General features: G+C 59.3%; 21 protein-coding genes and 2 pseudogenes. 10 read left to right on the plus strand and 13 right to left on the minus strand.

The features are described 5' to 3' along the window. Positions 1-12 precede the first annotated feature (12 nt). The 4 genes from FPT12_RS14060 (at position 13) to FPT12_RS14080 (ending at position 5014) form a co-directional block, all read left to right on the plus strand. Entirely contained in the window at positions 13-1620 is a 1608-nt protein-coding gene (locus tag FPT12_RS14060) for a glycosyltransferase family 39 protein (RefSeq protein WP_145016787.1), read from the plus strand. Positions 1621-1662: 42 nt separating this feature from the next. Then, positions 1663-2184 carry a GNAT family N-acetyltransferase gene (locus FPT12_RS14065; protein ID WP_145016788.1) on the plus strand — a complete coding sequence of 174 codons (522 nt, stop codon included), beginning with the start codon at positions 1663-1665 and terminating at the stop codon, positions 2182-2184. 672 nt (positions 2185-2856) lie between these two features. Then, positions 2857-3396 (plus strand): dihydrofolate reductase family protein, encoded by a 540-nt coding sequence (locus tag FPT12_RS14075; RefSeq protein WP_145016789.1) that lies wholly within the window; start codon positions 2857-2859, stop codon positions 3394-3396. 28 nt (positions 3397-3424) lie between these two features. Next, positions 3425-5014, plus strand: coding sequence for a M28 family metallopeptidase (locus FPT12_RS14080; RefSeq protein ID WP_145016790.1), 1590 nt, complete (start codon positions 3425-3427; stop codon positions 5012-5014). Here FPT12_RS14080 and FPT12_RS14085 read toward each other — a convergent pair. Then, positions 4965-5366: pseudogene (locus FPT12_RS14085) on the minus strand (LysR substrate-binding domain-containing protein); the annotation flags it as partial. The gene FPT12_RS14080 and the pseudogene FPT12_RS14085 overlap by 50 nt on opposite strands. Between FPT12_RS14085 and FPT12_RS14090 the strand changes: the two are divergent. The 4 genes and pseudogenes from FPT12_RS14090 to FPT12_RS14105 form a co-directional block, all read left to right on the plus strand. Beyond that, a pseudogene (locus FPT12_RS14090) lies at positions 5364-5735 on the plus strand (polysaccharide deacetylase); the annotation flags it as partial. The pseudogenes FPT12_RS14085 and FPT12_RS14090 sit on opposite strands and share 3 nt — an antisense overlap. Further along, complete coding sequence (locus tag FPT12_RS14095) at positions 5728-6615, plus strand: polysaccharide deacetylase (protein ID WP_145016791.1); 888 nt, start codon at positions 5728-5730, stop codon at positions 6613-6615. The pseudogene FPT12_RS14090 and the gene FPT12_RS14095, both read left to right, overlap by 8 nt. A gap of 105 nt (positions 6616-6720) precedes the next feature. Next, positions 6721-7896: an MFS transporter gene (locus FPT12_RS14100; RefSeq protein ID WP_145016792.1), complete on the plus strand. Its 1176-nt coding sequence runs from the start codon at positions 6721-6723 to the stop codon at positions 7894-7896. 157 nt (positions 7897-8053) lie between these two features. Next, positions 8054-8770, plus strand: coding sequence for an HPP family protein (locus FPT12_RS14105; protein ID WP_145016793.1), 717 nt, complete (start codon positions 8054-8056; stop codon positions 8768-8770). On the opposite strand, the gene astA is transcribed toward FPT12_RS14105, so the two are convergent. The 7 genes from astA to FPT12_RS14145 form a co-directional block, all read right to left on the minus strand. Continuing rightward, entirely contained in the window at positions 8767-9801 is a 1035-nt protein-coding gene (gene astA / locus FPT12_RS14110; protein WP_145016794.1) for an arginine N-succinyltransferase, read from the minus strand. The two genes, FPT12_RS14105 and astA, sit on opposite strands and share 4 nt — an antisense overlap. Next, positions 9801-10736, minus strand: coding sequence for a citrulline utilization hydrolase CtlX (ctlX, locus tag FPT12_RS14115; RefSeq protein ID WP_145016795.1), 936 nt, complete (start codon positions 10734-10736; stop codon positions 9801-9803). The genes astA and ctlX overlap by 1 nt, the downstream gene beginning before the upstream one ends. 281 nt (positions 10737-11017) lie before the next feature. Further along, complete coding sequence (locus FPT12_RS14125) at positions 11018-11494, minus strand: Lrp/AsnC family transcriptional regulator (RefSeq protein ID WP_071550219.1); 477 nt, start codon at positions 11492-11494, stop codon at positions 11018-11020. Positions 11495-11506: 12 nt separating this feature from the next. After that, complete coding sequence (locus FPT12_RS14130; RefSeq protein ID WP_054597483.1) at positions 11507-12268, minus strand: ABC transporter ATP-binding protein; 762 nt, start codon at positions 12266-12268, stop codon at positions 11507-11509. 76 nt (positions 12269-12344) lie between these two features. Then, positions 12345-13055: an ABC transporter permease gene (locus FPT12_RS14135; RefSeq protein WP_145016796.1), complete on the minus strand. Its 711-nt coding sequence runs from the start codon at positions 13053-13055 to the stop codon at positions 12345-12347. Beyond that, the gene (locus FPT12_RS14140) at positions 13052-13813 is read right to left on the minus strand and encodes an ABC transporter permease (RefSeq protein ID WP_054597485.1); all 762 of its coding nucleotides are present in this window, start codon (positions 13811-13813) and stop codon (positions 13052-13054) included. Before FPT12_RS14140 ends, FPT12_RS14135 begins: the two co-directional genes overlap by 4 nt. Positions 13814-13852: 39 nt before the next feature. Beyond that, on the minus strand, positions 13853-14632 hold the full coding sequence (locus FPT12_RS14145) for a transporter substrate-binding domain-containing protein (RefSeq protein ID WP_145016797.1): 780 nt from the start codon (positions 14630-14632) through the stop codon (positions 13853-13855). A gap of 458 nt (positions 14633-15090) precedes the next feature. Between FPT12_RS14145 and FPT12_RS14150 the strand changes: the two genes are divergently transcribed. Then, positions 15091-16197: an enoyl-CoA hydratase/isomerase family protein gene (locus tag FPT12_RS14150; RefSeq protein ID WP_145016798.1), complete on the plus strand. Its 1107-nt coding sequence runs from the start codon at positions 15091-15093 to the stop codon at positions 16195-16197. Positions 16198-16200: 3 nt separating this feature from the next. Beyond that, entirely contained in the window at positions 16201-17352 is a 1152-nt protein-coding gene (locus FPT12_RS14155; protein WP_145016799.1) for an acyl-CoA dehydrogenase family protein, read from the plus strand. A gap of 109 nt (positions 17353-17461) precedes the next feature. Here the strand turns inward: FPT12_RS14155 and FPT12_RS14160 are convergent, their stop codons facing one another. The 5 genes from FPT12_RS14160 to FPT12_RS14180 form a co-directional block, all read right to left on the minus strand. Next, on the minus strand, positions 17462-18235 hold the full coding sequence (locus tag FPT12_RS14160; protein WP_145016800.1) for an enoyl-CoA hydratase: 774 nt from the start codon (positions 18233-18235) through the stop codon (positions 17462-17464). Positions 18236-18249: 14 nt separating this feature from the next. After that, entirely contained in the window at positions 18250-19377 is a 1128-nt protein-coding gene (locus FPT12_RS14165) for an acyl-CoA dehydrogenase (protein ID WP_145016801.1), read from the minus strand. A gap of 9 nt (positions 19378-19386) precedes the next feature. Then, positions 19387-20580 carry an acetyl-CoA C-acyltransferase gene (locus FPT12_RS14170; protein WP_145016802.1) on the minus strand — a complete coding sequence of 398 codons (1194 nt, stop codon included), beginning with the start codon at positions 20578-20580 and terminating at the stop codon, positions 19387-19389. A gap of 12 nt (positions 20581-20592) precedes the next feature. After that, entirely contained in the window at positions 20593-21354 is a 762-nt protein-coding gene (locus tag FPT12_RS14175; RefSeq protein WP_145016803.1) for an SDR family NAD(P)-dependent oxidoreductase, read from the minus strand. Positions 21355-21536: 182 nt separating this feature from the next. Further along, positions 21537-22553, minus strand: a complete 1017-nt coding sequence (locus tag FPT12_RS14180; RefSeq protein ID WP_145016804.1) for an AraC family transcriptional regulator — start codon at positions 22551-22553, stop codon at positions 21537-21539. Positions 22554-22632 lie beyond the last annotated feature (79 nt).

Here is a 22632-nt window from a genome sequence, read left to right on the forward strand (position 1 = left end):
CCAGGAGGCCGCGTGCACGCATATCCATCGACAGGGATCCGTCAACAATCGTTAGGTCTGGGGCTACTGGCGCTGCTGCTGTTCTGCGCCGGGGTCTACCAGCAATCGGCGATCGGATTTGACTCGCGGTTTGTACTGTTTGCCCAGGAAATGCTGCGCCATGGGCCGGGATTCTTCCCGACCACCTATGGCCAGCCTTACGCTGATTACTGGGCCACCTCGACGTTTTTTACCTGGCTGCTTTCGCAGCCCTTTGGCCAGGTAAACGCGTTGACGGCCTGGTTACCCAGCGCCATTGCCTCGGCGACGATTGTCACGCTGATGTACCGGTTGGTAGCGCCCTACTCCAGAACCTGGGCGCTGATCAGCATTGCCTTGATGATGCTGAGCAATACCTTCATCACCGAAACCCGCGCCGTGTCCCTCGACCAGATGGTCGCGGCCGTGACCTTTGCCGTGTTCTACCTGGGCTATGCCGCCGACCACTTTCAGGCGCCGCGACGACTGCCGCTGATACTCGCGTTGCTGGTGCTCGGATTTGCCATTCGCGGGCCGATCGGCCTGGTGGTGCCTACCGGCGTCTTGTGCAGTTATTACCTGCTCAATGGCCAATGGCGGCGGATGATCACCGTCGGCTTGCTGGCGGCGGTGCTGCTGGCCTCCGGTATCGGCTTGCTGCTGTGGCTGGCGAACGTCAGTGGCGGTCCGACCTTCGTGCAAGACGTGATCCGCATGCAGTTCATGGGGCGCATGGATGGCCGCGAAGGTGCGAGCGGCGTGCTGTATTACTTCAGCAGCTCGCTGGGTAACTATGCGCTGGCGTATCCGTTGGCGGTAGTGGTGCTGGCCGCTGTGTTGCTGGTCGGCCGCAAGGATCGCGGACCGGCGTTGCGTCTGCTGACCTTGTGCACCGCTGCCGGGCTGGTCGTGATGATTGGCCTGTCGATTCCAATGGCGAAAAAAGCCCGTTACATGCTACCGATGCTGCCGATGGCCGCGATCGTTGCTGCGTACCCGTTTCAGGGCGCGCAGGGGCGGGTATTCCAGTGGTTGCGCGGCCTGATGCAGGGCCTGTGGCTGCTGATTCCTGGTCTGCTGATCGTCGGATTACTGGTCGCCAAGCGACGTTTTCCGGAGGCTCTCGCCTCGGGGACGACGATGATGGTGGCTCTCGGCGTGTTGCAGGTGATCGCACTGGGGCTGTTGTTCAAGCCTCGCGTGCGTGCAGTGGGCCTGGCGTTCTCTGCAGTACTGGCGCTGTGGTCGACCTACATTCTGGTGTTTGAACCGGTCGAGCGTACGCTCTACGACACCCGTACGTTCAGCCGCGCCGCCGTTGAGCTGATTCAGAAAGACCCGGCTCCCGTGGTGCTGCACGCCATGGGTAAAGACGCCAAGGCCATCAAGTTCATGGTCAACGTCGAGCAAGACCTGTTCCCGGTGTTCACTTCTTCAGTGCAAGAGCTGGAGAGCCTGACAGGCCCTGCGTGGCTGGTGATGGACAAGAGCGACTACGAAGCCCTGAAAGACTCTCGGCTGGCGACATTGCAGCCGGTGCTGAACGGGAACTTCGACAAGAACGATTACGTCCTGCTGCATCTGGTACCCGTGCAACCCTGAACGGGTTGCACATCGTCAGGGCGCTTGCTTAAGCTTGCGCCCATGACTCCTTCCCTCCGCCGTGCCCAATTCGCCGATGCCCACGCACTGCCCGCCGTAGAGCGTTCAGCTGCCGCCCTCTTCCGTAATGACCCTGAACTTGCCTGGCTTGCCGACGCCCCCGTGACCAGCGTCGAACAGCACCAGCATGACATCCGTTGCGCAAAAGTCTGGGTTGCCGATGCGGCCGATGCATCCATCGTGGGTTTTCTCAGCGCCCATACTGTCGATACCGAACTGCATATCCAGGAGGTCTCCGTCAGCAGCGGTTTTCAGGGGCAGGGTCTGGGACGCCGGTTGTTGCAGACCGCCCTTGAGCACGCACGCCATAGCGGGTTGACCGCGCTGACGCTGACGACCTTTCGTGAACTGCCGTGGAACGAGCCGTTTTATCGGCGTTTCGGTTTTCAAACCCTGGCATTTTCCGATCTTGATCAACGCTTGCAGGCAGTGCTGGAAGCAGAAATTACCCATGGATTGCCGGGCGCCCGACGGTGTGCGATGCGCTATTGCATCGAGCCGTAAGGGGGGCGCTCTGGTCGCGGGTCTTTTGAGAGTTCATCAATCCGGGATCGCAGCAATTACCACTGCGAGCAACGACTCAATCGGCAACTCTCCGTTTACCCTAAGGCAGGGTAAGGTCAGTTGCCTGAGCCACTGCTCATGCCTTGGTCGGCTGCGGCCAGCTTGAACGCCTTTTTCATAACTTTCGGCCCACGCGAGGAATGCCAGGTGGTTGGTATGCATGTCCCCGCCCGGAAGAATACGTTGCCATCGGCCAGACTACGCTTGAGTAGGTCGACTCTCTCTTCGGGAAGTCGTGGTCGCTCGAAGGGTGGTTCTGTCGGATACCAATAGTAATCATCGACATCAAAGTGAGGCACTCGAAGCTTTGCTGCCAGTGCAGCCCCTAGAGTACTCACTCTGGCTCCAGATGCGCCGCTTATGTAAATCTGCTTGATCACTTCATGGGGCTCCTTTCTAGCGGGACATAATATGCGGTAATCAGAGAGCGTGGAGTGGTTGCCAGTTATGTGGCAATAATTGTGCAATACCCTGGCGATTGCAGGAGCCGAGTGCAACACGGCTATTGAATTGAAGACGGTGTAGCATGATACATACCCATCACCTCGGCATTCACTCACATTAATAACCGTGTTGCACTCTGTTCCTGCAACCGCCCCTTAAGGAAATAAAATGTCGAAGCTGATTTATTACGTTGCCGCCAGCATGGATGGCTACATTGCCACTCAACAACACAAGCTGGATTGGTTAGAAAATTTCACTCTAGGCGATGATTCCACACCCTATGATGATTTCTATCAGACTATTGGGGCGGTGATTATGGGAGCCGAAACCTATAGTTGGATTATGTCAAACGCCCCGAATGATTGGCCTTATCAAAATGTACCCGCCTTTGTCATGACCAGCCGGGACTTGCCGGTGCCACTCGGCCTGAACATTACTCTTCTCCAAGGCGATGCTGGAGCGATCGCAACAAAAGCGAAGCAAGCCGCCAAAGGGAAAGATGTCTGGTTGGTAGGCGGTGGTAAAACAGCAGCCTACTTTGCCGAAGCGGGTGAGTTACAACAGCTGTTTATTACCACTATTCCGGTCTTCCTCGGCGCAGGCGTTGCCGTACTCCCCGTCAGCGATAACGTTAGCGTGACTCCTAAAGTGCAACGTATCTTGCAAAGCGGCGCGATGGAATGTGTCTCGGATGTGAAACGCAATTAACGTCCACACGACGTGGTGGTTCGCAGTGATGGATAGAAGGGGAAGAAAAATCAAGCGTCTCGTATTGAGTTTATGTTTGCTAACCGTCGTCGTTCTCGCGGGTTTTCACGGCATAGGTATGGTGAAACCTGCCACGCTGACGCTCGCTGATACTCGTGACATCGGCTATCTGAATGTGCATCAGGATTTGCGCATTATCGCCGCCTCCCCTCATCCGACCGCGTCACCGCGTCAAACCGTTGTCAGGCGTTATTTACACGAGACAATGGCGGCCATGGGCTACCGCGTGGTTGAGCAACCGTTTCGGTTCACCATTGCGGAAATGGTGAACCGGCAGGAAATGCTTTACGCAGAGCTCAACGAGCATCAGCGTCGGGCATTTAATGCCGAGCTGGCCCGGGTTGGTGCTGCGGGCAGTTTTGAAAAAGAAGTGCGTATCCGCTCAGGCTTGCAAGACGGAGACAGCGGACAAGGGACTAACCTAATAGCCTCACACTTCATGCCTGGGGCAACAGGAACCATCCTGTTTATGGCGCATTATGACAGCGTCGGTACCGCGCCGGGAGCCAGTGACGACGGCATGGCCGTCGCCTCGATACTGCAGCTTATGCGGGAAATCATTGCCCGCAACGATGCGAAAAATAATGTTATTTTTTTACTCACCGATGGCGAAGAATTGGGATTATTGGGAGCAAAATACTTTATCTCGCAACTCAGTACATCAGAACGCGACGCGATCAATCTGGTGATGAACTTTGAAGCCAGAGGCAATCAGGGTGTGCCTTTGTTATTTGAAACCTCACCGCAAGATTACAGGTTAATGAGTATTCTTAATAAAGGTGTGCGGGATATCGTCGCTTTTTCATTTACCCCCTTGATTTACAATATGCTGCAAAATGATACTGACTTCACGGCATTCAAACGCCAGAACGTAAATGGGCTGAATTTTGCGGTAGTTGAAGGATTTGAACACTACCATCATATGAGCGATACGGTGGAGAACCTCCCTCCAGAGACATTATTCCGCTATCAAAAAATGGTACGAAAAGTTGGGCAGCACTTCATCCATGATGTCGATGTTTCCACACTCTCTGCTGATGAAGGCTCGGTCTACTTCCCATTGCCAGGCGGCACCCTACTGATATTGCCTTTACTGGCCGTCTACACACTAGGTATCACACTACTAATTCTCTGTAGCCTGTGGGCACGACGTTGCCGCAGCCAACGTCGATATCAGGGAAAGAATGCCGTGTTGCGGCCGTCGGCCATTATGCTGCTCGGAGTGTTTTGTGCAGCATTATCATCCTGGACACCCACAATTATTTACTTGCTGACAATCCCTGTGCTTTTTCTCGCCTCTGCGATGATAGTCCGGAATTTTTATCTATCCTCACTGATTATGCTATTAGGTGTATATGTAACAGGGATACTTTACTTTCCTGTCATCTATCTGATTTCATCGGGTCTTCAATTGCCACTTATGGCCGGATTTATTGCATTAATCCCGCTATCTCTATGGGGAGTAGGCGTAATCAGCATTCCGAACCGGCAGACTTCCCCGCTCGATGTCAGACGCCCGCCTTCAAATCCACCCCCAACGCCTGAGCGAACGCCTTGACCAACGGACTGCGCACGGTGTTGTGCCGCAGGATCAAATTGAACGGTGTATTGAAGCTGATCAGGTCCGGCCGCAGGGCTCTCAACGTGCCTTGTGCAACGAGTGGCGCTGCATAGTGCTGTGGCAGAAAACCCAGAAAACGCCCGGTTTTGATCAGCATGGCGACCGCTTCGACCTGTGACGCCGAGGCGGAGAAACTGTCGTATCGGGCAAACGTCAGCTTGTCACGGTGGATGGCGTAGCGATGGTTGATGAGCTCGTGCTGCTTGAGCACATCTTCGCCCATCTCCTCATCCGGAACACTGAACAACGGGTGCCCCACCGCGCAGTAGGCTTCTGATCTTTCTTCATGCGCGGCGATGACCGGCCGTACCTGGTCAACGTACCGGGCTACGAAACCCCGCTGGTGGAAATCCCCGGCCGCTGGGAAATGGACGATTACGCGTCCATCGCCTACACCCGCGCGCCGGATTTTCCCTCGGGGCTGGACCGTACCGCCAGCTATGAGCTGACCCTCGACAATTGGTGCCGCGAGTACGACGGCGCGATGAATGAAGGACTGTGCCTGACCACCCTCTTCCACCCAAAGATCACCGGCAAGCCGGGGCGCATTCTGCTGCTGGAGAAGCTCTTCGAGCACATGCGCAAACGCGATGACGTCTGGTTCGCCACCTGCCGCGATGTCGCCCACTGGTGGCTCAAGGAGCATCAACATGGCTGAGTCGACTGTCTGGCCCAAAGGCTACCGTTGTGCGGTGGTGTTGACCGTCGACTACAACGACGTACACGGCATCCTCACCCAGGCCCCGGAAGTCGCCGGGCGCGACAAGACCCTCTCGGTGTGGCGCTACGGCACCCAGCGCGGGGTCGAACGCTTGCTCGCTCTGTTCGAGGAACGGGGGGTTGCCAGCATTTGGTGCGTGCCGGGCATCGTTGCCGAAGAGAACCCCGAACATATCCGCTCGATCCAGGCCGCCGGTCATGAAATTGCCTGCGCCGGTTATCGTCATCAGAACTACGACACCCTGAATCTGACCGAGCAGACCGCTGCCCTTGAGCACGGCTGCCGGGCGCTGGCGGCCATTACCGATCAACGCCCAGCGGGTTTCCGGATTCCCGCCGGCAACTGGGCACCGGGGTTTACCGAAGCGTTGCGTGCGCAAGGCATTCGCTGGTCGTCCTGCTGGCGCGGCGATGACCTGCCGTTCGCCCATCCGACGGCGCCCGAGGTGATCGAACTGCCAATGCACTATGAATTGGAAGACGAACCGTACTTCGCGTTCAACCTGAGCCCGGCAGTCCCACCCGCGCATTCGCGGATTGCCTCTTACAGCCATACCTTGGGCAACCTGCAAATGGACTTTGCCGGGTTTCATCGCTTTGGCCTGTGCTACGTATTGCGCCTGCACCCGGAGATTATCGCGACCCCGGGACGCATCGGCGTCCTGCGCGAGTTGCTGCTGGGTATCCAGCAACACGACGACGTGTGGATTGCCACGGCGAGTGAAGTTGCCCAGTGGTGGGCCGAGCGTGCTGTGCCGATGGACGAGGAGCATCCAGCGGCCGTGTATGAGCGGCATTATCGAGCATACTTGCCATGAGCGAACACGCTCAACCCACGGACGCAGAGCGTCCGGTGAGGCATTCCTTTGCTGCGCATGGGAACGATCAGCCGAACATAAAAAAATAAGGACATCCGCACCACCGTGGCCACTTACTCGCTCGTTATTCGCCGCCTGATGATCTGCTCGCTGACCATCGTCGTCAGCCGCGCCATCACCAGTCCGTTGCTGACGCTGTTCCTCAGCAACAAGCTGGGCCTGAACCAGCAGGACGTCGGCCTGCTGCTGGGCATCGCGGTGTTCATCGCCACCCTGCTTGCGCTCTACGGCGGTTACATCATCGACCGCCTGGAAAAACGCCGATTGCTGATTCTGGCGATGCTTTCCAGCGCCGTCGGTTTTGTCCTGCTGACCTTCGCCCACAACCTTTACCTGACCACGCTGACGCTGGTGATTACCGAAACCGCTTCGGCGCTGTTTCTGATCGGCTCCAAAGCGATCCTCAGTGAAAACCTGCCCATTGGCCAGCGGGCCAAGGCGTTTTCGCTGCGCTACACCCTGACCAATATCGGTTACGCCACCGGTCCGATGCTTGGGGTGGTGATTGCCGGGGTGCAGCCATTGGCACCGTTCCTGATTGCCGGTGGCATCGCTTTTTTCAGTACCTTCCTGATGAGAGGAATTCCCGGATCGGCCAAGGAAGCGGCTGTTGGCCAGCCGCAAAGTTTTCTGAAAACCCTGGTGACCCTGAAGAACGACCGCACACTGATCATGTTCACCTGCGGCTGCCTGCTCAGCACCGTGGTTCACGGGCGTTTTACCCTGTACCTGTCGCAATACCTGCTGGTGACGCAAAACGAGCACATCGCCCTGCAAACCATGGCCGCGATCCTCGCCTGCAACGCAATCAGCGTGATTCTCTTGCAGTACCAGATCGGCCGGTTCCTCAAGCGAGAACAACTGCGTTACTGGATTGTTATCGGCAGCAGCCTGTTCATCCTCGGATTGGTCGGTTTCAGCTTCGCTCAGAACCTGGTGCAGTGGTGCCTGGCGATGTTTGTCTTCACCCTCGGCGAAATGATCATCTATCCGGCGGAGTTCCTGTTCGTCGACACCCTGGCCCCGGAAGAACTGCGCGGCAGCTACTACGGCGCGCAGAACCTGGCAGCATTGGGCGGTGCGGCGAGCCCTGTGATCTGCGGCTTTTTGCTGACCCACACGGCGCCGGCGACGATGTTTTATGCCCTCAGTGCACTGACGGCCATGGGCGGAGTGCTGTGTTTCCTGAGCGGTCGGCGTATCGCCACACTTCAAAATTAATGCACTGAAGGCTCATTAATATGAATTTGTCAGGGGTGAGATAGATCGGCACACTGTGCCGGTTCCTCCCCCAAATGTTGGAACGCTTAAAGGGCTTTCTGGTGATCCAGACAAGCCCTTCTTTTTGCCCGTTCGTTGCCACTGGATCGTTTTCGTTATGTTCGCTCGCTGGATACCCGCTGCCGTCAACACCCGCCCCTCTGAATGGAGCCGTGCCGCCATCGGCATGTCGCTGGGCACACTGCTGAGTGTCTGGCTCTGTGGCCAGGTGTTCGGGATGGACGTGGCCTTACACTTGATCGGGCCGTTGGGCGCTTCGGCGGTGTTGCTGTTCGCCGTGTCTTCCGGCGCACTGGCGCAGCCGTGGTCGATTCTCGGCGGCTATTTGTGTGCAGCCGTGGTGTCGCTGCTGGTGGCCGATGTGCTTGGACGCACGCTGGGCAGTGCCTGTCTGGCGGCTGGCATGGCGCTGATTCTGATGTGCTGGCTGCGTTGCCTGCACCCGCCGGCGGGTGCGTTGGCGTTGCTGCTGGTGGTGGCGGACCCGGCGACCATTGCCATGGACTGGCGCGAACTCGGGCCGGTGATGCTCGCCGCGACGTGCATGCTGCTCAGCGCCCTGGCCTATAACAACCTGACGCGGATCCGTTACCCCAAGGGCCACAGTGAACCGGTCGCAGTGGTGCCCGCCGATCATCCGCCCGCAGACGCGCTGGCGATTACCGCCGAAGACCTCAAGCTGGCCCTGGCCGACATGCAGGAGTTCTTCGACGTCACGCCCGAGGACCTTGAGCAGTTGATCCACGCCAGCGAGCTGCACGCCAAACGCCGCAGCATCGGTGCAGTGTTCGGCACTCAACCACTAAACCACTAGGCCGCCGACTGCTGTCGCACCGGCACGGCCAGGCTGACGGCCCGCACCGAAGCACCGGCAGTCAACCCCAGTGTCTTGGCGGTGTGTGCATCGACAATCAAGGTCCCGGCGGCGACCCGCGCTGGCGCAGCGGTGATCCGGCAATCGGCGAACTGGCGGTTGTGAATCAGATAGACCGCCGCCTGCTCACCGGGTGTGCCGATGCTCAGTTGCAACACCTGGCTGTCACGCACCGCGCGAATGTCGCCGGTGGCGCACTCGATCAACGGGCCACCGTCAAAGATGTCGATGTAGTCCTTGTGCTCGAACCCTTCAGCCTTGAGCATCCCCAGCGCCGGTTCGGTGTTGGGATGAACCCGGCCGATCGTCGCCCGCGCAGCCTCGGGCAGCAGGCAGGTCGGCAGCGGGAACTTGGGCATCAGCTCGGCAATGAAGGTCTTGTTGCCCAGCCCGGTGAGGTAGTCGGCGTCGGCAAAATCCATCTTGAAGAAGTGCCGGCCCAGCCCTTCCCAGAACGGCGAGACGCCCTCTTCGTCCGAGTAACCGCGCATTTCGGCGATCACCTTGTCGCCAAAGCGCTGGCGAAATTCGGCGAGAAACAGAAACCGCGCCTTGGACAGCAAACGACCATTCAGACCGCTGCGATGACTGGCGTGCAGAAACAACGAACACAACTCCGATTGCCCGGTCATGTCATTACCGAGAAACAGCGTCGGCAATTGCTGGTTGATCCCGAGATTCTTCGACGCGGCGACAAACAGTCCCATCCGGTAGTTGTACCAAGGCTCACGCAGCCCGACCGCGCCAGCCAGTGCGCAGATACCGACGGCTTCGCCGTTGTCGGCCTCCAGCACAAACAGGTAGTCGGCATCACCCCGTTCGGCTTCACCGGCGAAGGTTTTTTCAGCCCATTCCAGGCGCTGCCGCAAACGCCCGGCATCGGCCGGCAAAGTGGTCAAACCGGTGCCGGCGCTATGGGCCAATGCCAGCAACGCCGGCAGGTCATTCATCGTTGCAGGACGGACGATCATCAATGCTGCTCCTGTGGGCTGACGCGTTTAGGCAGATAGACTTCCGCGAGCATGCAGCGCGCACTGCCGCCGCCAATGCGCTCGATGGTGTCGATGTTCACGGGTAGCGGTTTGGCATACGCTTCGACCATCCGGCGCTGGTCGGCATGCAGTGAACGCCAGGCGGTGCGCGACATCACCAGCAGCGGCTCGCCAGCGGCGTTGTGCACTTCAAGCATGTTGCCGGCGAACGACTCCAGCTGATCGAAGCTCAGGGTCATGACCTGTTTGCCGCTGCGTTCCAGACGTGAATGCAAGGCTGAACGTTCGTTTCGATCATTGACCGAGTCGAAGCACGCCACCGCCAGGCGCGTGCCGACGCTCATCATCACGTTGGTGTGATAGATCGGCACACCGTGACGGTCCATCGCATTGAATGCGCAGAGTTCATAACCGAGGTGCTCAACAAGCTGATCTAACGCCTTCGCGTGGGTGCGGGTCGAATACCCGGCGTAACAGATGCGCTGCTCCCGATCGAGAACCATGCTGCCGGTGCCTTCAAGGAACACTTCCTGCTGCTCAAGGCCGGAGAGGTCAAGCAATTGCTCGATGCGGTAGTCATCGCGCAGCCAGTCGAGCACGCCTTTGTCCCGTTCCAGGCGCCGGTTGTGGCCTTGCATCGGGTACAGCACGAGCGTGCCGTCGGGATGGCTGCTCCACCAATTGTTCGGAAAGATCGAGTCCGGGGTGTGCGGTGCTTCACTGTCGTTGTGCACCATGACTTCAACGCCGTGCTCACGCAGGGCTGCGACATAGCCGTCGAACTCTTGCAGGGCCTTGAGTTGCACGTCTTCGGCGGCAGCCGCCGGGCGCTGGAAACGGTTGTTGGCCGCCGTGTCCTGGTTGAAGGAGAAACGTGTCGGGCGAATCATCAAAACGGTATTGGTGGTTTGCATGGGCACAGAATCAATGAGGGTTGAGAGGGGCTCATTGTCTGATTCGGCAGCGGAAAAACCCGGCTGATAAGGAGGGAGTTGGTGCTGGAAATGGCTGAAAACGGGGGGGCTTGCAGCCGATTTGGTGGGCGTGATAAATCGTCTGAAATTGATGAGTTGATCGTTCCCACGCTCTGCGTGGTAACGCCTCATTGGACGCTCCGCGTCCGCCGTTGAAGTGACGCGGAGCGTCACGGGCTGCATTCCCACGCAGAGCGTGGGAACGAGACTGTGCGATGTGATTACGTCGAGGTTTTGACCATCGCCAGCTCAGGGTGGCTGACCAGTTTGTCGATGTGCAGGTCCGGGTCGTCGAACCAGACTTCGGTCAATACCCGGTAGTGTTCCATGTCGCGACAGCGCATCCGCAGGCTGTAGTCGAAGGCGCCACTGATCAATTGGCACTCCAGCACCTGCGGGCAGGCGCGGACTTTGGCTTCAAAGGCTTTCTGCGCGGCACGTCCGCTCTGGTTCGAGAGTGCCACCAGCACCAGCAACGACAGACCGGGGGTCAGTTTTTTCTCGTCGAGAATCGCCCCGTAGCCACGAATGACGCCGAGCTGTTCAAGCTTGCGCACCCGCTCAAGGCATGGCCTTGGCGTCAGGTGCACGCGCTCGGAAAGCTTCTGATAGGTGATGCGCCCTTCGTGGCGCAGCACCTCAATGATTGCCTGATCGATACGATCAAGCACGATCGACAGATCGCGGATGTCCGCCATGTACGCCTTGCCTCACTTCAAACGGCCCGATAAAAATTGCTGCAAACGCTCGCTTTTTGGCTGGTCGAGAATCGTTGCATCGCCCTGCTCTTCGACCCGGCCTTGATGCAGGAACAGCACCTGGCTCGACACCTGTCGGGCAAAGCCCATTTCGTGGGTCACCATCAACATGGTCCGGCCTTCTTCGGCCAAGGCCTGAATCACCTTCAATACTTCACCCACCAGCTCCGGGTCGAGGGCCGAAGTCGGCTCGTCGAACAGGAGAATCTGCGGCTCCACCGCCAACGCCCGGGCAATCGCCACCCGTTGCTGCTGGCCGCCGGACAGGAATGCCGGGTATTGCTCGGCCACGCGTTGCGGCAGGCCGACTTTGTCCAGGTAGGCTCGGGCGCTGACTTCAGCGTCCTTGCGGCTGACACCCAGGACTTTGCACGGCGCCAGCATGATGTTCTCCAGCACGGTGAGATGACTCCACAGGTTGAAGTGCTGAAACACCATCGCCAGCCGCGTGCGCAAGCGCTGCAACTGTGCCGGGTTGGCAACCCGCATGCCACCGGGCGCCTGACGGGTGACAATCCGCTCGCCGTCCAGCTCGATGGCACCTTCATCCGCCCGTTCGAGAAAGTTGATACACCGCAGCATAGTGCTTTTACCGGAGCCACTGGCACCAATCATGCTCACCACATCACCGGCGCGGGCATTCAACGAGACGCCCTTGAGCACTTCGTTGTCACCAAAGCGTTTATACAGATTTTCAACGGTCAGTTTGTACATGCAACACTCCTGGAGCGCTGCCGTTGGCGACAGCGTTCTGGACAGAAAGAGGGAGGAAAAAAGCCGGCTGCAGATCTCAGTGAGCCGGCCCGAGGAAATTCAGCCAGCGCTTCTCTGCAAGACGAAACGCGCCGACCAGGCCAAATGACAGCGCGAGGTACAGCAGCCCGGCGATACCGAAGGCCTGGAAGGTCATGAAGGTCGCGGCATTGGCGTCCCGGGCAACCTTGAGGATGTCCGGAATGGTCGCGGTGAACGCCACCGATGTGGCGTGCAGCATCAGGATCACTTCGTTGCTGTAGTAAGGCAGCGCCCGACGCAACGCCGAAGGCAGAATCAACTTCACATACAAACGCCAGCCACTCAGGCCATAGGCATGGGCCGCCTCGATTTCACCGTAGGGAATGCTGCGGATCGCCCCGGCGAAGATCTCGACGGTGTAGGCACAAGTGTTGAGGGTGAACGCCAGCAAGGTGCAATTCATCGCATCGCGAAAGAACTCTTCCAGCAGCGGCTGCGAGCGGACCACCGCGATGCCGTAGATCCCGCTGTAGCAAATCAGCAACTGGATATACAACGGTGTGCCACGAAACACGTAAGTGAACAGCTGCACCGGCCAGCGCAGCAGGCCCCAGCCGGACGTGCGCAAGATTGCCAGCGGTAGCGACAGGCAAAACCCGAGCACAATGCTCACCACCAGCAGCCATAAGGTCATGGCCAAACCGGTGAAGTTGTAGCCGTCACTGAACAGGAAAGGTTTCCAGTATTCGGAGATCAATTCGATCATCGCGTCATCCCTCGCACGCCCTGGTTGTAGCGCCGTTCAAGCACGCGCAAGACATAGTTCGAAGCGCTGGTGATCAACAGGTACAGCGCTGCCGCCAGCAACAGAAAATCCAGCATGTTGAAGGTGCTTTTGCCGGCCTCCTGCGCGACCTTGACCAGATCCGACAAGCCGATGATCGACACCAGCGCCGTGGCCTTGAGCAGCACCAGCCAGTTGTTGCCCAGGCTCGGCAAGGCAAAGCGCATCATCTGCGGGAACACCACGCAGTAAAAACGCTGCCAACGGCTCAGGCCAAACGACGCACCGGCCTCCTGTTGCCCACGAGGGACACTGAGGATCGCGCCACGAAAGGTCTCGGTGAAATACGCGCCGTAGATAAAGCCCAGGGTCACGATACCGGCCACGAACGGGTCGATTTCCATGTACGGCCATTGCATGAACTCGGTCAAACTGCTCAACCAGCCTTGCAGGCTGTAGAAGATCAGCAGCATCAACACCAGGTCCGGTACACCGCGAATCAGCGTGGTGTAAAAGGTTGCCGGCAGGTTCAGCAGCCGCAGCGGCGAAAGCTTGGCCGCCGCACCGAGCAGGCCCAGCAGCATGCTGACCAGCAGCGACAGCGCCGAGAGTTTCAGGGTCACCCAGGTGCCGTGCAGCAACAGTGGGCCATAGCCTTGCAGGGCCGAGAGATCCAGACCCAGAGCATTGAGGAAGGTATTCACGCAAGTCACCTGTCTTGATGCACCACAGCGAGGCATTGGGTCGTGAAACACGACCCAATGCCTCAGGTGCGCTGATCAGTTGTTGTAGAGGTCCAGATCGCCGAAGTATTTCTTCTGGATCTGCGCGTAGATGCCCTTCTCGTGCAGGGCCTTGATGGCGCTATTGAGCATGCCTTTGAGCTCGTCGTTGTCCTTGCGCACACCGATGGCGATATCCGCCGGCACCAGCGGATCACTGATGCCTTGGCTGTTCTTGAAGGGGGCGCCTTGTGGCGACTCAAGGAAGCTCATCTGCGCTTGCAGCTTGTCCTGAATCGAGGCATCGAGGCGGCCGTAAACCAGGTCGGCGTAGACCTGATCCTGGTTCTGATAGGCGCGCAGTTTGACCCCGCCCGGCGCCAGCTTGGCCCTGGCGTAAGTTTCCTGAATGGTGCCTTGCATGAAACCAATGGTCTTGCCCTTGAGCGACTCGGCGGTGGGCTCAAGCCCCGAATCCTTGCGGGTGACGATGGCCGTCGGGCCGGCATACAGACGGTCGGTAAAATCGATCTGTTTCTTGCGGGCGTCGGTGACGGTCATCGACGACTCGATGGCGTCGAACTTGCCGGCCTTCAGCGCAGGAATCAGCCCGTCGAAGTCATTGCTGACCCACACACACTTGAGCTTCAGTTCGGCGCAGATCGCATTGCCCAGGTCCACGCCAAAGCCTTGCACGCCACCGTCGGCGGTGGTCGACTCAAACGGCGGGTAGCTTGGGTTGGTGCCGAAGCGCAGTTCGGTCCACTCTTTGGCGCTAGCGCCGGCCGAGCAGAACAGCATCGCGAGTACAGGCAACGTCAGCCATTGGGTTTTCATCTTCATAAGTCCCGATTTGATTGGAATTATCGCGACCGGGCACGAATGCCTGGGCGCCTTTATGGGCAGGAACAGAGAGTCGATGCGGCGTCTGCCGCAGCAGCGTTCTTATTGTTTGTGTTCGGTGCACCGCCAAAGGCCGGCCACACCCCACCCTGAAACCCTTGGCGCAGACGGCTTCGAATGGAAGGCCAGAATGCCAACAGACGATTGTGCCGAGGTGTCGAAAGGGCCGTCGCAGACAGCTCGCTTGTGCTGATGTCGGCATTTTCACAGCCGATCCTGTCGTGAGTGCCCTATCAGGGCGTTTATGCGATGAATCAGTGTGCAGGCATTACAAAAATGCAGACCGAACCTGCATCTATCACGGTTGTACATCGCAAATTTGCACTGTTACGATCCGGCATCGTTCGCGCGCGAACACTTCTATAAAGAACAATAAAAGCAGGGAGTTAGTGATGACTGCTCAGGTTTCATCCCAGGCGACGCAAGGCATTGATGCCAGCGCCAACGACGTGCTGGCCGAGGTCCGCAACCACATTGGCCACCTGACCCTCAACCGCCCCGCCGGCCTCAACGCCATTACCCTGGACATGGTCCGCCGCCTGCATCGACAACTCGATGCCTGGTCGAAAGACCCGCATATCCACGCCGTGGTGTTGCGCGGGGCTGGCGAAAAGGCCTTCTGCGCCGGTGGCGATATCCGCTCGCTGTACGACAGTTTCAAAAACGGCGACACCCTGCATGAAGACTTCTTCGTTGAGGAATACGCCCTCGACCTGGCGATCCACCATTACCGCAAACCGGTGCTGGCGTTGATGGACGGTTTCGTCCTCGGCGGCGGCATGGGCCTGGTGCAAGGCGCAGACCTGCGAGTGGTCACCGAACGCAGCCGCCTGGCAATGCCGGAAGTGGCCATCGGTTACTTCCCGGACGTTGGCGGCAGCTACTTCCTGCCACGGATTCCCGGCGAACTGGGCATCTACCTCGGCGTCAGCGGCGTGCAGATCCGCGCCGCCGATGCGCTGTATTGCGGGTTGGCCGATTGGTATCTGGAAAGCCAGAAACTCGCCGAGCTGGATCAACGCCTCGACAGCCTCACGTGGCACGACACCCCGCTCAAGGACCTGCAAGGTCTGCTGGCGAAACTCGCGGTACAGCAACTGCCCGACGCACCGTTGCAGGCACTGCGGCCAACGATCGACCACTTCTTCGCCCTGCCGGATGTACCGAGCATCGTTGAGCAACTGCGCACCGTCACGGTTGCCGACAGTCACGATTGGGCAATGACCACTGCCGATTTACTCGACAGTCGTTCACCGCTGGCCATGGGTGTAACGTTAGAGATGCTGCGTCGCGGCCGTCAGCTGAGCCTGGAAAATTGCTTCGCCCTCGAACTGCACCTCGATCGTCAGTGGTTTGAACGCGGCGACCTGATCGAAGGCGTCCGCGCCTTGCTGATCGACAAAGACAAGAGCCCACGCTGGAACCCTCCGACCGTGCAGGCGCTGGACGCCAAACACGTTGCGAGCTTCTTCAGCGGTTTTGACCAGAGCGGGAGCTGAGCCATGCACGATATCGAATTGACCGAAGAACAAGTGATGATCCGCGACATGGCCCGGGATTTCGCCCGCGGTGAAATCGCCCCGCACGCCCAGGCCTGGGAAAAAGCCGGCTGGATCGATGATGCGCTGGTGGCCAAGATGGGCGAGCTGGGTTTGCTCGGCATGGTGGTTCCCGAGGAATGGGGCGGCACGTACGTCGACTACGTGGCCTACGCGCTGGCAGTGGAAGAGATTTCTGCCGGCGACGGCGCTACCGGTGCCTTGATGAGCATCCACAACTCGGTGGGCTGCGGGCCGGTTCTCAACTATGGCACTGAAGAACAGAAACAGACCTGGCTGGCGAATCTGGCCAGCGGTCAGGCCATCGGCTGCTTCTGCCTGACCGAGCCGCAGGCCGGTTCCGAGGCGCACAACCTGCGTACCCGCGCCGAACTGCGCGACGGCCAGTGGGTGATCAATGGCGCCAAGCAGTTCGTCAGCAACGGTCGACGGGCAAAACTGGCGATTGTGTTTGCAGTAACCGATCCGGACCTGGGCAAGAAAGGTTTGTCAGCATTTCTGGTGCCAACCGACACTCCGGGTTTTATTGTCGACCGCAGCGAACACAAGATGGGTATCCGCGCTTCCGACACCTGCGCGGTGACGCTGAACAACTGCATCATTCCTGAAGCCAATCTGCTGGGTGAACGCGGCAAGGGTTTGGCGATTGCCTTGTCAAACCTCGAAGGCGGTCGCATTGGCATCGCCGCGCAGGCTCTGGGTATCGCCCGTGCAGCTTTCGAAGCAGCGCTGGCCTACGCCCGTGACCGGGTGCAGTTCGACAAGCCGATCATCGAGCACCAGAGCGTCGCCAACATGCTGGCCGACATGCACACCCGGCTGAATGCAGCGCGCTTGCTGATCCTGCATGCCGCGCGGTTGCGCAGCGCCGGCAAACCATGCCTGTCGGAAGCCTCGCAGGCCAAGCTGTTTGCCTCGGAGATGGCTGAGAAAGTCTGTTCGTCCGCGATACAGATTCACGGCGGCTACGGCTATCTGGAAGATTATCCGGTGGAGCGCTACTACCGCGATGCGCGGATCACGCAGATTTACGAAGGCTCGAGCGAGATTCAGCGGATGGTCATTGCGCGGGAGCTCAAGAACTACCTGGTCTAACCCCTTAAAAGCATCGCGAGCAGGCTCGCTCCCACAAGGGATCTCATGAACACCAGAGATCCACTGTGGGAGCGAGCCTGCTCGCGATGGCATCAGCGCAAATGCTACATCATTTGCCCTGGAACTCAGCTTCACGCTTGGCAATAAACGCCGCCATGCCTTCCTTCTGGTCCTGTGTGGCAAACGCCGCATGGAACACCCGGCGTTCAAAGCGCACGCCTTCGGACAGGCTGACTTCAAAGGCGCGGTTGACGCTTTCCTTGACCATCATTGCAATCGGCAAGGACTTCTTGGCGATCAGCGCGGCGACCTTCAACGCTTCATCCAGCAGCTCATCCACCGGCACGATGCGTGCAACGATGCCGCAGCGCTCCGCTTCCACCGCGTCGATCAAGCGGCCGCTGAGACACATTTCCATGGCTTTGGCCTTGCCCACGGCGCGAGTCAAGCGCTGGGTGCCGCCCATACCCGGCAGCACGCCGAGGTTGATTTCCGGCTGACCGAATTTTGCGTTGTCGCCGGCCAGAATGAAGTCGCACATCAGCGCCAGCTCACAGCCACCACCCAACGCAAAACCGGCGACCGCGGCAATGATCGGCTTGCGTCGGTTGGCCACCCGATCACTGTCGCTGAACAGGTCGTCGAGGTAGATCTGCGGATAGGTCAGCTCGGCCATTTCCTTGATGTCGGCACCGGCGGCAAAGGCCTTTTTCGAGCCGGTCAGCACGATGCAGCCGATTTCCGGATTGGCTTCCAGACCGTCCAGCGCGTGGTTCAACTCGCTGACAATCTGCGCGTTCAAGGCGTTCAGGGCTTGCGGGCGGTTGAGGGTGATCAGACCCACGCGACCCTGGACTTCCAACAAAATCGTTTCGTAGCTCATGTAAGCGTTCCTTCTTAAAGATTGCGCGAAATGACCATGCGCTGAATATCGCTGGTGCCTTCATAGATCTGACAAACCCGCACGTCGCGGTAGATCCGCTCCAGCGGGAAGTCATTCAGGTAACCGTAACCACCGAGGGTTTGCAACGCCATCGAGCAGACCTTTTCGGCCATTTCCGAGGCGAACAGCTTGGCCATCGAGGCTTCCACCAGCGCCGGTTTGCCGCTGTCACGCAGGGCGGCGGCGTAATGCACCATCTGCCGGGCGACGGCGATTTGAGTGGCCATGTCGGCCAAACGGAAGGCTACCGCCTGATGCTCGATGATCGCCTTGCCGAAGCTCTCGCGCTCACGGGCATAATCGCGGGCGGCTTCGAATGCTGCACGGGCCATGCCGACCGATTGCGAGGCAATTCCGACACGTCCGCCTTCAAGGTTGGCCAAAGCGATTTTGTAGCCTTCGCCCTCCTCGCCCAGACGATTGGCCACCGGCACCTTCACGTCCTCAAAGAGGATTTGGCAGGTGTCCGAGGCGTGCTGGCCGAGCTTGTCTTCAACCCGCGCAACCTTGTAGCCCGGTGAATCGGTCGGCACGATAAACGCGCTGATCCCGCGTTTGCCGGCGCTTGGGTCGGTGACCGCGAAGACGATCACCACCCCGGCGTTTTGCCCGGAAGTGATGAACTGCTTGCAGCCATTGAGCACATAGTGATCGCCGTTCAGGCGGGCACGGGTTTTCAGGCTGCTGGCGTCGGAACCGGCCTGCGGCTCGGTCAGCGCGAACGCCCCGAGCATGGCGCCACTGGCCAGAGGCTTGAGGAACTGTTCTTTCTGCTGGTCGTTGCCGAACTTGAGGATCGGCACGCAACCCACCGAGTTGTGCACGCTCATGATGGTCGAGCAGGCGCCATCGCCAGCGGCGATTTCTTCCAGGGCCATGGCGTACGCCAGGTAACCGGTGTCGCAACCGCCCCACTGCTCCGGCACCAACATGCCGAAGAAGCCCAGTTCGGCCATCTCGCCGATGGCTTCTTTCGGGAAGCGGTGCTCGCGATCCCACTCGGCGGCGAACGGTTTGAGCCGTTCCTGGGCAAATTGCCGGGCCGCGTCGCTGATCTGTAGTTGTTCGTCAGTCGGTAGCATGTTGATTCCTTAATACAGGCATTCAACGGCCATGGCCGTGGCTTCACCGCCGCCGATGCAGATCGCTGCAACGCCGCGTTTCAGGCCTTTCTGGCGCAAGGCAGAAAGCAGGGTCACGAGGATCCGCGCACCCGAGGCGCCGATCGGGTGGCCCAGCGCACAGGCGCCGCCGTGGACGTTGACCTTGCTGTGGGGGATTTCCAGCTTGGTCATGGTCACCAGGCTGACCACCGCGAAGGCTTCGTTGACTTCGAACAGCTCGACTTCATCCAGCGACCAACCGGTTTTCTTCAGCAGTTTCTTGATCGCGCCCACCGGTGCCACCGGGAACAGCCCCGGCGTATCAGCGAAGGCTGCGTGACCGTGGATCACCGCCAGCGGTTTCAGGCCACGTTTTTCGGCTTCTGAACGACGCATCAGCAGCAACGCCGCCGCGCCGTCGGAAATCGAACTGGAGTTGGCCGCCGTCACTGTGCCGCCGTCACGGAACGCCGGTTTCAGGCTGGCGATCTTGTCCAGTTTGGCTTTCGGTGGTTGTTCGTCATCGGTGATGAGCTTCTGCTCTTTGCCGACCATAACCTGCAGCGGAACGATTTCGGCGTTGAAGCTACCGTCCTTGATCGCCTGTTGCGCGCGAGTGGTCGAAGCGATTGCGAACTCATCTTGCGCTTCACGCGTGAAGCCGTTGGCCTCGGCGCAGTCCTCGGCAAAGGTGCCCATCAGGCGGCCCTTGTCGTAGGCATCTTCCAGACCGTCGAGGAACATGTGGTCAAGCACTTTGCCGTGGCCCATGCGGTAGCCGCTGCGCGCACGATCCAGTAAGTAAGGCGCGTTGGACATGCTTTCCATCCCGCCAGCAACCACCACGTCGGCACTGCCGGCCAGCAGCATGTCGTGGGCCAGGATGGCGGCTTCCATGCCCGAACCGCACATTTTGTTCAGGGTGGTGCAACGGGTCGATTTGTCCAACCTGGCGCCCAGTGCAGCCTGGCGGGCCGGGGCCTGGCCGAGGCCGGCGGACAGCACGCAACCAAACAGCACTTCTTCTACCGCGTCGGGGGCCACACCGGCACGCTCGACGGCGGCGCGGATCGCGGCAGCACCCAGCTGTGGCGCGCTGAGGCTTTTCAGTTCACCTTGAAAACCACCCATCGGGGTGCGGACGGCGCTGACGATAACGATTGGATCGTGGGACATTGTCATGACAAATACTCCTTATTTGGCGGCCATACGCAAGGCACCGTCGAGACGGATCACCTCGCCGTTGAGCATGCTGTTTTCTATGATATGCCTGACCAGCGCGGCGTACTCAACCGGTTTGCCCAAGCGTGGCGGGAACGGTACGCCAGCGGCCAGCGAGTCGCGAACTTCCTGGGTCATGCCGGCCATCATCGGCGTTTCGAAGATGCCTGGGGCGATGGTCATCACCCGGATGCCGTAACGCGCCAACTCACGGGCGGCGGGCAAGGTCAGGCTGGCAATCGCACCTTTGGAGGCGGCGTAGGCGGCCTGGCCGATCTGACCGTCAAAGGCCGCCACCGAGGCGGTATTGATGATCACCCCGCGCTCGCCGTCTTCATTGGCTTCGGTTTCGGCAATCGCCGCAGCTGCCAGGCGCAGCATGTTGAAGCTGCCGATCAGGTTGACGTTGATTACCTGGCTGAAACTGGCCAACGCGTGCGGGCCGTTCTTGCCGAGGATCTTCTCGCCACGGACCACACCGGCGCAGTTGACCAGTCCGTGCAGGCCGCCAAAGGCTGCAACCGTTGCCTGCACCGCCGCTTCTGCCGCTGCTTCCTGACTGATGTCCGCGACGACGCAGTGTGCGCCGAGCCGTTTTGCCTGAGCCGCGACGGCTTCGGCGTTCAGGTCCACCAGCATGACTTTGGCACCGGCACCCACCAGCATTTCAGCCGTGGCCGCGCCCAGGCCCGAGGCACCGCCGGTGACCAGAAAAACCTTGTTTTCGATCTGCATCATTGTTTCCTTGGATTCAAGTCTTTAGGTTGGGGGAACCGTAAAAATCCAGGAAATACTCGCTCTGCGGGCGGCGCGGGACAATGGTCAAAGCTTTCAAGTTGCGTGACTGGTTTGGCCAAGATTCAAGAGATGCGGTGTCTGCTCGCGATGAGGCCAGCCGTATCAATACAAGATCTGGATCAGTGGGCCTCGTTGAGAATCAAACTGCGGTAATGCCCCGGATTGGACCCCGACCACTTGCGAAACGCCTTGTAGAACGAGCTCGCATCGGCAAACCCGAGCCGCGTGGCGATCTCGGCGAAGCTGATCGAAGGTTCGGCCAGCCAGACAATCGCCAGTTCCTTGCGCACGCTGTCCTTCAAGCCTTGATAGGTCTGCCCTTCTTCTGCCAAGCGTCGACGCAGCGTCGATGCGGACATGCACAGCCGCTGCGCCAGGCTGTCGGTTTCCGGCCACTGCTCGGCAGGCAGATGCCGCAAATCGTGTTTGATCCGGCTGGCGAGGCTTTGCGGATCGCGATATTTGACCAGGATATTGGCCGGCGCATGGGCCAAAAAGCGCTTGAGCTCGTCGCTGCTGCGCTTGATCGGCAGATCCAGGCAATCAGCCGAGAAGATCATCCGTGTACGCGGTCGATCGAAGCGCAGGTTTTCGGAGAACATCACCTTGTAGTCATCGCAAAAATCCGGCTCCGCGCAGCGCAGTTCGATGGCCAGAATCGGTATTCGTCGCCCCGCCAGCCAGCAGGCAACGCCATGGACGATCATCCAGTAGGTGAAATAAGTGAAGGCGCGACGCGGGTCCTGGTCGTCTTCGAGCAAGACGATTTCCGCCAGGCTTTGCTGATGAACCAGCTGCGCCGGCATGCGCTCCAGCATCAACGACAGAAACCCCAGCCCGGCCGTCAATCCCGCGGCCAACGTCGGCTGGGCCATGGCGCAACGACAGAGAAATGCTAGACTGCCCGATTTCAATCGGCGCGGGTCCATGCCAAAGAATTCGTCGTCCGTGCGCCGCGCCAACAATCGCCACAGCCGTGCATAGGCGGTGGCCGGAACCCTGGCGTCGGCAATGGCCAGCACATGCAGATCAATGCCGACTTTGTACAAAACCTCGTCGCTGGCCGCCTCGGTTGCGCAACTTTGCAACAGCGCCTCACGCACGAGGTGAATGGAGATGGTGTCCTTTTCCGACATTGAACGTCACTCAGGTGCACTGATTAATCTGTCGGCCATCTTAGGCAGCCCGGAATAAAAAGCCAGCCTTGCGCATAAC

This window comes from Pseudomonas sp. H3(2019) (genome assembly GCF_007713465.1).
Classification (GTDB): Bacteria; Pseudomonadota; Gammaproteobacteria; order Pseudomonadales; family Pseudomonadaceae; genus Aquipseudomonas.

Coding starts and splice junctions, on each gene's coding strand:
- FPT12_RS14065 (WP_145016788.1), top strand. CDS start 1,663: ATGACTCCTTCCCTCCGCCGTGCCCAATTCGCCGATGCCCACGCACTG.
- FPT12_RS14075 (WP_145016789.1), top strand. CDS start 2,857: ATGTCGAAGCTGATTTATTACGTTGCCGCCAGCATGGATGGCTACATT.
- FPT12_RS14080 (WP_145016790.1), top strand. CDS start 3,425: ATGGATAGAAGGGGAAGAAAAATCAAGCGTCTCGTATTGAGTTTATGT.
- FPT12_RS14095 (WP_145016791.1), top strand. CDS start 5,728: ATGGCTGAGTCGACTGTCTGGCCCAAAGGCTACCGTTGTGCGGTGGTG.
- FPT12_RS14105 (WP_145016793.1), top strand. CDS start 8,054: ATGTTCGCTCGCTGGATACCCGCTGCCGTCAACACCCGCCCCTCTGAA.
- astA (WP_145016794.1), bottom strand. CDS start 9,801: ATGATCGTCCGTCCTGCAACGATGAATGACCTGCCGGCGTTGCTGGCA.
- ctlX (WP_145016795.1), bottom strand. CDS start 10,736: ATGCAAACCACCAATACCGTTTTGATGATTCGCCCGACACGTTTCTCC.
- FPT12_RS14125 (WP_071550219.1), bottom strand. CDS start 11,494: ATGGCGGACATCCGCGATCTGTCGATCGTGCTTGATCGTATCGATCAG.
- FPT12_RS14130 (WP_054597483.1), bottom strand. CDS start 12,268: ATGTACAAACTGACCGTTGAAAATCTGTATAAACGCTTTGGTGACAAC.
- FPT12_RS14135 (WP_145016796.1), bottom strand. CDS start 13,055: ATGATCGAATTGATCTCCGAATACTGGAAACCTTTCCTGTTCAGTGAC.
- FPT12_RS14140 (WP_054597485.1), bottom strand. CDS start 13,813: ATGCCTCGCTGTGGTGCATCAAGACAGGTGACTTGCGTGAATACCTTC.
- FPT12_RS14145 (WP_145016797.1), bottom strand. CDS start 14,632: ATGAAAACCCAATGGCTGACGTTGCCTGTACTCGCGATGCTGTTCTGC.
- FPT12_RS14150 (WP_145016798.1), top strand. CDS start 15,091: ATGACTGCTCAGGTTTCATCCCAGGCGACGCAAGGCATTGATGCCAGC.
- FPT12_RS14155 (WP_145016799.1), top strand. CDS start 16,201: ATGCACGATATCGAATTGACCGAAGAACAAGTGATGATCCGCGACATG.
- FPT12_RS14160 (WP_145016800.1), bottom strand. CDS start 18,235: ATGAGCTACGAAACGATTTTGTTGGAAGTCCAGGGTCGCGTGGGTCTG.
- FPT12_RS14165 (WP_145016801.1), bottom strand. CDS start 19,377: ATGCTACCGACTGACGAACAACTACAGATCAGCGACGCGGCCCGGCAA.
- FPT12_RS14170 (WP_145016802.1), bottom strand. CDS start 20,580: ATGACAATGTCCCACGATCCAATCGTTATCGTCAGCGCCGTCCGCACC.
- FPT12_RS14175 (WP_145016803.1), bottom strand. CDS start 21,354: ATGCAGATCGAAAACAAGGTTTTTCTGGTCACCGGCGGTGCCTCGGGC.
- FPT12_RS14180 (WP_145016804.1), bottom strand. CDS start 22,553: ATGTCGGAAAAGGACACCATCTCCATTCACCTCGTGCGTGAGGCGCTG.